The sequence below is a fragment of the Macrococcus armenti genome, assembly GCF_020097135.1.
GTDB lineage: Bacteria > Bacillota > Bacilli > Staphylococcales > Staphylococcaceae > Macrococcoides > Macrococcoides armenti.
Genome location: NZ_CP083608.1, coordinates 892,646 through 904,637, shown reverse-complemented (window position 1 = coordinate 904,637; position 11,992 = coordinate 892,646). Strand labels below are relative to the sequence as shown.

The 11,992-nt window shown below is 35.9% G+C and carries 14 protein-coding genes; 2 read left to right on the top strand and 12 right to left on the bottom strand.

Annotation, left to right across the window (positions count from 1 at the left end; all coding sequences use genetic code 11):
• Positions 1 to 85 precede the first annotated feature (85 nt).
• The 6 genes from LAU42_RS04705 to LAU42_RS04680 form a co-directional block, all read right to left on the bottom strand.
• Entirely contained in the window at positions 86 to 751 is a 666-nt protein-coding gene (locus LAU42_RS04705) for a class A sortase (protein WP_224184532.1), read from the bottom strand.
• A gap of 11 nt (positions 752 to 762) precedes the next feature.
• The gene (gene recG, locus LAU42_RS04700; protein ID WP_224184531.1) at positions 763 to 2,799 is read right to left on the bottom strand and encodes an ATP-dependent DNA helicase RecG; all 2,037 of its coding nucleotides are present in this window, start codon (positions 2,797 to 2,799) and stop codon (positions 763 to 765) included.
• On the bottom strand, positions 2,765 to 3,658 hold the full coding sequence (gene sdaAA / locus LAU42_RS04695) for an L-serine ammonia-lyase, iron-sulfur-dependent, subunit alpha (protein ID WP_224184530.1): 894 nt from the start codon (positions 3,656 to 3,658) through the stop codon (positions 2,765 to 2,767). Before sdaAA ends, recG begins: the two co-directional genes overlap by 35 nt.
• Positions 3,659 to 3,671: 13 nt before the next feature.
• Positions 3,672 to 4,337 carry an L-serine ammonia-lyase, iron-sulfur-dependent subunit beta gene (gene sdaAB / locus LAU42_RS04690; RefSeq protein ID WP_224184529.1) on the bottom strand — a complete coding sequence of 222 codons (666 nt, stop codon included), beginning with the start codon at positions 4,335 to 4,337 and terminating at the stop codon, positions 3,672 to 3,674.
• A 70-nt stretch (positions 4,338 to 4,407) separates the two neighbouring features.
• A complete protein-coding gene (locus LAU42_RS04685) occupies positions 4,408 to 6,057 on the bottom strand; it encodes a DAK2 domain-containing protein (protein WP_224184736.1) in 1,650 nt (549 codons plus the stop codon).
• A 10-nt stretch (positions 6,058 to 6,067) separates the two neighbouring features.
• A complete protein-coding gene (locus tag LAU42_RS04680) occupies positions 6,068 to 6,442 on the bottom strand; it encodes an Asp23/Gls24 family envelope stress response protein (protein WP_224184528.1) in 375 nt (124 codons plus the stop codon).
• A 256-nt stretch (positions 6,443 to 6,698) separates the two neighbouring features.
• Between LAU42_RS04680 and rpmB the strand changes: the two genes are divergently transcribed.
• Positions 6,699 to 6,887, top strand: coding sequence for a 50S ribosomal protein L28 (gene rpmB / locus LAU42_RS04675; protein ID WP_219494595.1), 189 nt, complete (start codon positions 6,699 to 6,701; stop codon positions 6,885 to 6,887).
• Between the two features lie 46 nt (positions 6,888 to 6,933).
• Here rpmB and LAU42_RS04670 read toward each other — a convergent pair whose 3' ends face one another.
• The 5 genes from LAU42_RS04670 to LAU42_RS04650 form a co-directional block, all read right to left on the bottom strand.
• Positions 6,934 to 7,569 (bottom strand): thiamine diphosphokinase, encoded by a 636-nt coding sequence (locus LAU42_RS04670; protein WP_224184527.1) that lies wholly within the window; start codon positions 7,567 to 7,569, stop codon positions 6,934 to 6,936.
• A gap of 1 nt (position 7,570) precedes the next feature.
• Positions 7,571 to 8,215, bottom strand: coding sequence for a ribulose-phosphate 3-epimerase (gene rpe / locus LAU42_RS04665; RefSeq protein WP_224184526.1), 645 nt, complete (start codon positions 8,213 to 8,215; stop codon positions 7,571 to 7,573).
• Positions 8,215 to 9,114 (bottom strand): ribosome small subunit-dependent GTPase A, encoded by a 900-nt coding sequence (gene rsgA, locus LAU42_RS04660; protein ID WP_224184525.1) that lies wholly within the window; start codon positions 9,112 to 9,114, stop codon positions 8,215 to 8,217. The genes rpe and rsgA overlap by 1 nt, the downstream gene beginning before the upstream one ends.
• A complete protein-coding gene (locus tag LAU42_RS04655; protein ID WP_224184524.1) occupies positions 9,092 to 9,907 on the bottom strand; it encodes a formate/nitrite transporter family protein in 816 nt (271 codons plus the stop codon). Before LAU42_RS04655 ends, rsgA begins: the two co-directional genes overlap by 23 nt.
• Positions 9,908 to 10,034: 127 nt before the next feature.
• Positions 10,035 to 10,316: a hypothetical protein gene (locus tag LAU42_RS04650; protein WP_224184523.1), complete on the bottom strand. Its 282-nt coding sequence runs from the start codon at positions 10,314 to 10,316 to the stop codon at positions 10,035 to 10,037.
• 69 nt (positions 10,317 to 10,385) lie between these two features.
• Here LAU42_RS04650 and LAU42_RS04645 point away from each other — a divergent pair, with 69 nt between their 5' ends.
• Positions 10,386 to 10,685 (top strand): rhodanese-like domain-containing protein, encoded by a 300-nt coding sequence (locus LAU42_RS04645; protein WP_224184522.1) that lies wholly within the window; start codon positions 10,386 to 10,388, stop codon positions 10,683 to 10,685.
• A gap of 22 nt (positions 10,686 to 10,707) precedes the next feature.
• Here the strand turns inward: LAU42_RS04645 and LAU42_RS04640 are convergent, their stop codons facing one another.
• The gene (locus LAU42_RS04640) at positions 10,708 to 11,985 is read right to left on the bottom strand and encodes a cytochrome P450 (protein ID WP_224184521.1); all 1,278 of its coding nucleotides are present in this window, start codon (positions 11,983 to 11,985) and stop codon (positions 10,708 to 10,710) included.
• Positions 11,986 to 11,992 lie beyond the last annotated feature (7 nt).

Below are 11,992 nucleotides of genomic sequence, written 5' to 3'. Positions count from 1 at the left end.
TTAAGTCTAACTTTTGGGGTGCACCACAAATAGCGATTTATTAGTTTTGCTCGATTTTGCTTGTTGCAGTTAAAGCCTTATTTGCTTATGCTGCTTTCTTTATTTCTGAGTTTTTCTTTTTAACTTTAACACCATTTTTCTCAATAATTTCAGCTTTTACGATCATACGTTTTTCAAATAATAACGTATCCGGATTATATTCCTCACATGTAATTAATGTTAATTCCTGAGGCTTTCCTGGATGTTCATCTAACACACCAACTTCTGTCGGTTTTACATTATAAATTTTATATATTTCATATACATTCGTTCCAGATCGTGATAATAGTTCAACTTTGTCGCCTACTTTTGCACGGTCTAAATAATTAAATCGAATCCCCGCACCTTCAACACGATGTCCTGCAATCGCAACATTTTGTTCTGTTAACTTTTCACCTTTATCCACAAGTACAACACCATTTTTCATAGCTTCCTGTGTTGCTGGTCCTTTATACAAAGGTTCATTAATTTTTGCTGCTTTAATTTTTAAATAACCAAGCATATTATCTTTTAATTTTAGTTTTTCAGGTTCTGTTTTCGTAACCCATTTTTCAAATTCATTTACTTTAACATGGTCTTCATTTTTCTCATATGATTTAATGATTTTCTCATTAACGGAATTCGTAAAATATGCACGAATGTCCTGCCAGAAAAACATTGTGATTGCAGCACCAATAAGTAAAACGCCAATCAATCTAATAATTACTCTCATTTCTATCTCCTTTAATCCAGTTGGTGTGCTTTCAGTTCTTTTTCTACACGTAACTTCAAATTACATAGCTCAGGCACATTTAATGCCCCGCTTAAAATTAATTCACTTGCTTCATCCCGGGCAACTTCGAGCATACGATAATCTTCAACAATATTTGCGACTTTAAAATCAGGTAATCCGCTTTGTTTCACGCCAAAGAAATCTCCTGGACCACGCATTTCAAGATCCTTCTCACTTAACACGAATCCGTCTGTTGTTTGTGTCATTATTTGCAGTCGTTCAATACCGGTTTCACTCTCAGGATTACCGATTAGCATACAATAACTTTGATATGAACTTCTTCCTACACGACCACGTAATTGGTGAAGTGTAGAAAGACCGAAGCGTTCTGCATCATATATGACAATCATCGTTGCATTCGGAACATTTACGCCGACTTCAACAACTGTTGTAGATACTATAACATCAAAATCATGATTTTGAAACTTATTCATCACTTCATCTTTTTCTTCAGCTTTCATTTTGCCGTGTAATAAACCAACTTTATCTATACCAAATCTTGCTTGATACGATTCATAAATTTCAACTGCATTTTTTACATCAAGATGTTCTGACGCTTCTATTAAAGGACAAATGACGTACACTTGTCTGCCTGCATTAATTTCACGCGCTGTTTTCTCATGTACAAGTTCAATTTCTTCATGTTTTGCCCACTCCGTAATAATGGGTTTACGACCTTTAGGCATCTGCTTTATAGTAGACACATCTAATTCACCAAAAACGGAAATTGCAAGTGTACGTGGTATCGGTGTCGCTGTCATAAATAATACGTTCGCATCATTCCCTTTTTCACGCAGTAATTTACGTTGATTTACTCCGAATCTATGCTGTTCATCAGTAATTACAAGTCCTAGATCATGAAACTTTACAGGTTCACTGATGAGTGCATGTGTCCCAACAATAACGTCTATTTCACCGCGTTCAAGTGCTTCAAGTATGAGTGCCCGCTTCTTCCCTTTTATTGAACTCGTCAGCAACGCGATATTTAATTGTTCCCCGTATAATTGCGCCAGACTTTCTGCGTGTTGTTCAGCAAGAATTTCTGTAGGGACCATAAGTGCACTTTGTCTGCCAGCAGTCATTAACGCAAACATACAAATTGCAGCAACGACTGTTTTACCAGATCCTACGTCACCTTGAAGCAAACGGTTCATGCGATTCTCGTGCTTCATATCTCGAAAGATTTCATTTACAACTTGCTTTTGAGCATCTGTAAGTTCGAATGGTAATGTTGAAATGAATGCTTTTACTCGTTTTATATCGTAATGTACTTTACTGTTTGGTGCATCTTTTTGTTCAAGTTGGTTCAGCATCCGCATCTTCAGCTGAAATAACAATAACTCACAAAAGGCAAAACTCCTCCTTGCCTGCTGCAGATGTTGATGACTTGTCGGGAAATGCAGTTCATAAATTGATTGATTCAAATCCCATAATTTATATTTTTCAATTAACTGAGCTGGTAAAAAAGGCTGTATCGTCACTTCATGAAATGCGCTTTCTATCATTTTTCTAAAACTTGCGCGTTTAATTAAACTTTTTAAACTATATTGTGGGACGAGACTTACACCGCCCAAATCTTCATTGATTTTACTACCTTGTATAATTTGTCTTGCTTTGTTCCACTTGCCAGTCACTTTAACTGTTTTCCCTGTTTCTGCTATTCGTTTGACATACATTTGATTAAAAAATTCAACTTTAACAGCCACATTATCTACCATCATATGAAACGAAACTTTCGATTTTCCACGACCGAAGTGTGCTAAAACAGGTGCAGAGTAAATTTCACCCTGCACCGTTATTTTTGCTTTATCTTCAGCATCATGTAAATTCACAACCGTTTCATCTTCAAATTTATAAGGTAGATATAAAATAAGATCCTCTATCGAATGAATGTTCAACGTATTTAAATGTTCGATAGACTTCGGCCCTACACCTTTTAAATCTTCAAGTTTACTATCCGTTGTAAGAAGATGCTGATTTTGTTCCAAAGATTCTTTCCTTCATTTCCTGGCCGGTTTTAGTACCTGCGAGACCTCCACGTCCTGTTTCACGCAGCGCACTTGGCATCGTTAATCCAATTTTGTACATTGCTTCGATCACTTCATCTGTCGGTATTCTGCTTTCAACACCTGCAAGTGCCATATCTGCAGAAACAATTGCATTAGAAGCACCAGCTGCATTACGTTTAACACAAGGAACTTCAACTAACCCTGCAACAGGATCACATACAAGTCCTAACATGTTTTTCAGGCATATACTAAATGCATGCGCACTCATTTGTGGCGTACCGCCTGCCATCTCAACTATTGCTGCTGCTGCCATTGCTGCCGCACTACCAACTTCTGCCTGGCACCCACCTGCAGCGCCCGATATCGATGCATTATTTGCAACGACAAAGCCGAATGCACCAGTTGTGAATAAAAACTTAACCATCTCTTCTCTCGTCGGATTCAGACGCGCTTTCATTGCAAATAGTGTTCCAGGTACAACGCCTGCACTACCAGCCGTTGGTGTTGCACATATTAATCCCATTGCTGCATTGACTTCATTTGTTGCAACTGCTTTTGAAACTGCATCCAGTAATGTTTCACCGCTTAAAGTATTCCCTTTAGCGATATAATCACGTAATTTAACAGCATCCATACCAGTCAATCCTGTTGGACTTGAGACACCATTTAATCCACGTTCAACTGCTTGTTCCATTACATTTAAATTTCGTTCCATATTCGCCATTACTGTTTCATAACTTTGTTTTGAAACAGCCATTTCCTGAGCGATCATTACATCTGAAATACTTTTATTTTCTCTTTCACAAATTTGAATAAGTTCTTCTACACTTTTAAACATACTTTCTCCCCTTTTATGATTCTGTCATTAACGTAACAGTTTGAATTCCATCACAACGTCTAATTTCATCGATGATTTCATCTGTTATTTCATCATCAAGCTCACACGTCATTAATGCTAAATCTCCTTTTTCCTTGCGGGAAACTTGCATTTGTCCAACGTTAATCTCGTGCTTACTTAAAATTGTTGTTACTTTCGCAATCGTTCCGAAAGTATCTTTATGGAATACTAATAGCGCCGGGTAGTTGCCTGAAATCGCAATTTGGAAACCATTTAATGCGACGATTTCTATTTTACCACCACCGATAGAAATACCTTCAATTGATAATTGCTGGTCCATGCTTCTCATATTTAATATCGCAGTATTAGGATGACTTCTTTCCTCTGTCATCTCGATAAAATTAATTTGCAGTCCAGCCGCTTCAGCTAATGCTAAACTATCCGGAATTCTACTATCATCTGTATCGAATCCTAATAATCCTGCAACTAAAGCAACATCCGTGCCATGTCCTTTATACGTTTCCATAAACGAACCGTATAAATATATGTCAACGACTTCCGGAGTACCTCCGAATAAATCTCTTGCGACGAGACCAATTCTTACTGCTCCTGCTGTATGTGAAGATGATGGTCCTACCATCACTGGCCCTATAATATCAAAAACGCTTCTATATTTCATAATTTTCCCCCTTAATTTCATTGAAAAAGAACTACACTGTACAGTGTAGTTCTAATACTTATAGATTAACTTATTCTACAGAAAACATAAAGCTATATATCGGTTGTTTTCCATCCTGAATTTCAATTTCTACATCTTCGTAATTTTCTGTTAAGAAGTTTTCAATCGCAGCGACATTATCATCTGTTGCATCAGCACCTTTAATAATCGTTACAATTTCAGAGTCTTCATCAATCATAGATTTTAACAGTTCGATGCATACTTTATTCTGATCCTTATCAGATACTGTGATTTTACCTTCATTAATACCCATAAATGCATCTTTTTCGATATTTACACCATCAATAGATGTATCTCTTACTGCATACGTTACAGAACCAGATTTAACATGCTGCATCGCTTCAGTCATCGATTCTTTATTGTCATCGCAAGATGCTTCAGGATTATATGCAAGCATCGCACCTAAACCTTGTGGAATTGTTTTAGTCGGAACAACTGCAACCGGAATTTCAGCAACTTCTGCAGCTTGCTCTGCAGCCATAATAATGTTTTTATTATTTGGTAATACAACCGCCTCTTTACAGCCACTCGCTTCGATTATCTTTACGATATCCTCAGTTGATGGATTCATCGTTTGACCACCACTAATAACATGTGTCGCACCGATAGATTTAAATAATTCAGTAATGCCATCACCCATAGAAATCGTAATTAATGCTTTTTCTACTTTAGCGATTTCATTTGTCGTTTCTTTAACACCACGTTTACGTAATACTTCTCGGTGTTGTTCACGCATATTCTCAATTTTAATTTTAATAATTTCACCGTACTGACTACCATATGTTAATGCTTCACCTGGAGTTTCCGAGTGAACATGTGTTTTTACAATTTCATCATCTGAAATTACTAATAAAGAATCACCGAACTTCGACATATCTTCTCTAAATTGATCTTCGCTGAATGGTTTCATACCTTCTTTGAAACGAACCATGAATTCTGTACAGAACCCAGGTACGATATCTTCCGTTTTTACAACATCACCGAAATCGTGTTCATCGTTAATAAAGTTATCATCGATATCGCGTTTTACAGGTGCAGCGATTTTTTCTCCTTTTAGTACTGCAAGGAATCCTTCATACACATACATTAAACCTTGTCCACCACTATCTACAACGCCAACTTCTTTAAGTACTGGCAATAAATCCGGCGTACGTTGTAATGATGCGTTACCTTCTTTCACAAGTGCTTCCATAATTTCTATACAATTATCTGTTGTTTCACTTGCTTTCATTGCAGCTTCAGATGCTTCTCTCGCTACAGTAAGAATTGTACCTTCAACTGGTTTCATTACTGCTTTATATGCAGTTTTCACACCAGCCTGGAATGCTTTCGCAAATTTCGTACTGTCAATTTCACTTTCCGCTTCAATATATTTTGAAAAACCACGGAATAACTGTGATAATATAACACCAGAATTACCACGTGCACCCATTAATAGTCCTTTAGAGAAAGCGATACCTACATTACCGATATGCGCTTCAATATTCTCTTCAGTCTCTTTCGCACCTGAACTGATAGAAAGATTCATGTTCGTCCCAGTATCACCATCTGGTACTGGAAAGACATTCAGTGAATCTACATAGTCAGCGTTTTGAGATAAGTTATTTGCCCCTGTAATTATCATTTCAGCAAATAGCTTGCCGTCAATTGTTTTCATTATGAAATCCTCCCTATTCTTCATCATCCAGCTTGATGACACGTACACCTTGAATGTAAATGTTCACTGAATTCACCGTTAAGTTTAAAGTTTTCTCTAAAGTGTATTTAACTGTAGACTGAACGTTACTCGCAATTTCTGAAATTTTAGTGCCGTAAGCTACGATAATATACATATCAACATCTAAAATACCGTCCTTATTCGTTACGATAACACCTTTAGAATAGTTATCTCGTCCTAAAATATCAGCAATGCCGTCTCGCACCTGATGTTTACTTGCCATACCGATAATGCCGTAACACTCAACTGCCGCACCACCTGCAATCGTTGCGATTACATCACTTGAAATATCGATTGAACCAAATTCATTTGTAATCTCTAATGTCATTTCACTGCCTCCTTGTTTATACACTCGTCACATTATTATAATCAATAAATATTCATAATTACAAGAATTGTCTCGTTTAATCTTAAAAATAATTTTATTAGTTTGAACTTATATCATTTAAAATAAAAGAAAATCGATTATTTGCACATACGACGAATGACAAAAATTTATTGCAATACAAATTGAATTATGTTAAATTGTTATAGTATGTAAAAGATAAGTGTATCTCTATATTCTATTAAAGGAGGCAAAAACAATGGCTAAAGTATGTCATGTTACTGGTCGTAAAGCCGTAACAGGTAACAATCGTTCTCACGCAATGAACTACAGCAAACGTCGCTTCGGAGCAAACTTACAAAAAGTCCGCATCTTAGTAGATGGTAAGCCTAAACGTGTATGGGTTTCAGCTCGTGCATTAAAATCAGGTAAAGTGACACGTGTTTAATTGAATATATAGATACAAAAAAGACCTTTGTGTGAAAGGTCTTTTTTTATTCTTTACTTTGAATTATATATACCATACCTTGCTCAACTGTTACTTCAGCTCGCGTTGATTGAAATTCATTCGAAACAGTTCTCGTAATTCCTAAATTTACTTCAAACCGCTCAACATCATATTTGAATCCTACTAAAGTCAATATGACCCCATCATTAACTGGAATAAACGAAATATATTTCTTATCATATTCCTTCTCAATGATATGCGTTCCCGCTGCAAGTACTTGAATCGTATTTTGATCGTTCACCATAATAAATTCACTTTGAGATAATAATACTTCCGGATGTAATAACGTCTGTAAATTACCTAAAAAGTGATCCAGTCTACCACCAGTAGCACCATGAATGAATACTTTCTGATAACCTAAATCTTTCGCATACTGAAGCGCCACTTCTAAATCCGTTTCATTTTTCTCTGCGGGTAAATAATCGATTTCAATTTCATTTTCAATGCGCGCGCGCTCATTTTCATCGATTGAATCAAAATCTCCGAATACTGCAATCGGTCTAATATTATGTTCAATGAGCATTAACGCACCATAATCAACACCAATCCAGTCATCATCACGATATTGTTCAAAGATTGAATCATCTACATCTAACTTCGTACAAATAATATGTAAGTTCATACTATTCTCCCTTCAGCGCTCTGACAGGCATCGAATAGTCATCATGTTTAAAAAAGTAAGAGCCTGCTACAAGAACATCCGCCCCACTATCGATACAATACTGCGCAGTTACATCATTGACGCCACCATCTACTTCGATTTCATATGTAAGTTGGTGTTCATTTCGATAATTTTTCAAAAATTCAATTTTACTTAAACATTCCTGAATAAATGACTGGCCACCAAATCCAGGATTAACTGTCATTACGAGCACAAGATCTACCATGTGCAATACAGGCATTAATACTTCTATAGGTGTGCCCGGATTTAAAGTGATTCCGACTTTTTTTCCAGTATCACGAATAAGCTGTAAAGTACGGTGTATATGCTCGGTTGCTTCAACATGAACGGTAATAATATCACTACCCGCATCTGCAAAGGCCTGAATATAACGTTCTGGTTTCTTTACCATTAAATGTGTATCAATCGTCATTTTCGTATGCGCTCTAATTTGCTGTAATATCGGAAATGCAAACGATAAATTCGGAACGAACATACCGTCCATTACATCGAAATGTAAGTAATCTGCACCAGCAGCTTCAATTGCATTGATTTCGTCTTCTAATTTCATAAAATTACATGATAATAAACTCGGTGCTACTTTCATTAATATCTCACCTTTCTAGATTCAATTTCCCGTATCATCTGTAAATAATGGTCATATCGTGTCTGTAGTATTTCACCTGCTTCTACAGCGCTTTTAACCGCACATTTCGGTTCATTGATATGCAGGCATTCTCTAAACTTACATGCATCAGCAATGGCGATAAATTCAGGAAACATATTTTTTAATGTGACTTTTTCGATATTATCAAGATCCAATGAGCTAAATCCTGGTGTATCCGCAATATAACCATTTTGTAACGGTATCAATTCAACATGCCTCGTCGTATGTTTTCCTCGATTTAACGCGTTGCTAATAACGCCAGTATTTAAGTTCGCATCAGGTATTAAACTATTAATAAATGATGACTTCCCAACACCAGACTGACCAGCAAGTACTGTTATCCCTTTTACAAGCGTGTCATAAGACTGCGTATTTAAATTTGAAACGAAGTACGTCTCGTATCCGATCGATGTATAATATGCTAAATGATTTTCGATTTTGCTGCATTCAGATGCCGATAATAAATCTCGCTTTGTCACTAAAATTACGGGTTCAATATGATAAGATTCAACCTTTACGAGAAACTTATCAAGTAAGTTTAAACTGAATTCTGGTTCCTTTGCACTCATTACGATAATCACACGTTCAATATTTGCAACTGGCGGTCTTACCATATAATTCGTTCTTTCTTCTATAGATAGTATGTAGCCATCCGTTTCATTCTCTATCTGGAATGTAACGAAATCACCTACGAGTGGATTTATCCCTTTCTTTCTGAAATTACCACGTGCACGACATTGATAAATTTCATCATTATACTTTACGTAATAAAAACCACTTAATGCTTTTATGATTTGACCTTTAATAACATTCACCTCATTTAGAAGATTTTGGCGCATTTAAATACGCATAAAACAAACCGATTAATAAACCGCCACCAATATAATTACCTAGACCACTCATAATAATATTTTTAATGATATCAAGGTAATACTCAGAACTTATTCCATTAACGACTGCACCAGTAAATATTATACCATTCGCAATAACATGTTCATAACCCATGTACGCAAATATCGTAACACCAATCATCAATACGAACATTTTCGGAAATGCTTCCTTAAAATGCATTGAAACAATGATTGAAATGTTAATAAAGAAATTCGCAAAAATTCCACGAATAAATATATCATGTGCTGTTAATGTATGCGCTTTATATTCTGTAATAGTTATCATCAATTTTATCATATCATCAGACAGTAATGTAGAAAAAGAAAGCATTAAAAACAAAACGAGTCCGCCGAGAATATTTCCGATGAAACAGACAAGAAACACGAGCAGCGCATGGTATAAATCAATCGTTTTATAATACATCCCTACAGTAAAATACATAAAGTTGCTCGTCAGCAACTCTGAATACGTAAACATAATAAATACAAGGGCGACACTAAAGCCGACCCCTCCAATGAGAGCCGCAACTCCTGAATCTGTCACTTTTAAAAAATCAATTTTTAATTTCCACGTAAAAATTGTGATCAGCGCTATGATAAACCCTGCCATCATTGCACGCAATAAATATCTTATCGTAAAGCTTGAAATCAAACCTTGTTTCGTCGTTACAGTATGCTGGATACCTTCCATCAATAATCTACCGTAAAAAAATTCGCTTTCTAAATCTGCCTGCTGTTTCATTTTCTATTCTCCTTGTGATGTATTTCACAAATAGTTTATGATGAAAAAGTAAGAACATCAAGTGCAACAAGTGGCAATATTGTGACATACTTAACATATTCATACTCCTATATTGATTAAATGACAACTACTTTTTTTGCAAGTATTTTTTGTAATCTTCACGAAGTTCCAGCTGATATTTCTGAATTAAGTCACGTTCAACTTCTGCTCGAATGCGATCAACATAACCTTTACTTGTTTGTCTGTATATTTTGTACAGTAAAAATAATGTGACCACTAATATAAGAACGATAATTCCAAAACCTAATAACACCAATGTCGTTAAATAGTCCACCATCTCCTGGAAGTGTGCAGTTTTATCTGTAATATACGCTTGAATCTGCTCAAGTGGGTTCGTAAATAATAGCAATACATCTCCTCCTTTTATTTTTAATTTTATCCCAAACATAGTATCATAAACAAAAAGGAGGTCTTTAAATTGAAACATATTACATTAGATGCACTACAGGATACACTACAAACAGGAACTGACGCACATATTATTGACGTACGTACACCTGAAGAATTTGCTGAAGGCCATATAAAATCAGCAATTAACATTCCTTTAAATACAATTCCTGATCAATTAAGTCAATTTAATTCGGAAGATGAATACATCATTTTATGTAAACGTGGTGGCCGTGCTTTACAGGCTGCTGAATACTTATATGAAGAAGGCATTAATATTACTGTTGTTGATCAAGGGATGGATGACTGGAAAGGTGAAATTACAAAATAAAACTGAGGCAATTGCCTCAGTTTTATTTTGTACGGTCTATGTTTACTTTTATATCTTCTATATCCATACCAGATGCTACTTTACCCGGGAACTTCGTCGTATCTACAGTAAAGTCCTGTGGTGGTACATTATATGAAATTTCATTTGCAAAGAACTTCATCGTTTCTTCCATAATAATAATCGTCATCCACTCACCTGCACAACGATGGTTCGTATAATAATCTCCCCCACCTTGCGGAATAAGGTCAAATGGACTACCATCCCATGCATCAAATCGATATGGATTGAAGCGATCTGGTTCACTGAACAAATCATCGCGATGTAATGTACCATAAACGTCAAGCACCATCATCGTATCTTTTTTAATTTTATATCCTTCAAACGTAATATTTTCTTTCGCTTTACCTGGTAAAAATGGAACAAATGGATAGTAACGTCTTACTTCCTGAACAAACTTATAGGCATAGTCGTCTTCGTTTAAAGCAACACGTATACGCTCACCTGGAAATTCATGAAGCGCGAGTACGCCGAAGCTGACAAATTTATTAATTGCTACGAGTGGGCGAATCACATTCATTAAATCTACAGCACAAAGTCTTGCATCCATCGGTTTACCATTCATATCTTCCCAATGACTAAATTCGTATAAAGCCGTCCCTTTTTCTGGATGGATTTTCCCTTTACGCGTTGCAACAATTTGATCTTCTAAAAACTGTTCTACACGTGCTCGTGCTTTTTTAGCTTCTCTATAGCCACCATATAGTGAACCGATAGCACTGAAAGAATCAATCATCTTATTCATATCGTCAGCCATTTTATTAATATTGTCTGGATTCTCAACGATACCCGCCCATCTTAATCCAACTTTTGTTAGCAACACTGTAGATTCATTATATACATTTACTTTATGCTGATACTGCATATTTTCTATATTCTGGAACCAGTAATTGCGTGTAAGCTTCCTTAAATACGCAAGATTCTCATCTGTCATCAATGACATAAAAAGCGCTTTTCGGTCAAGATGTGTTTTTCCTGCTGTCGTATGAATCGCACCTTTTCCAAACAAAGTTTTAACGACGCGTTTCGGTAAAGTGCCTTTACGCTCAGTTTTATCATTATCGTAAAACAATTCTGCAGCGTTTTTACCACTAATGACAACAGCAGTCTTTCCACCTAAAACATTCGTTTCAAATATATTCGTATTAAATTTTTTCATGCGAGAAGGTACGTACTCATATCCTTCTTTCATAATTTTTAGTGAGTTATCAATACCACGATCTTTAGGAATTCTTTTACCCATAGTTATA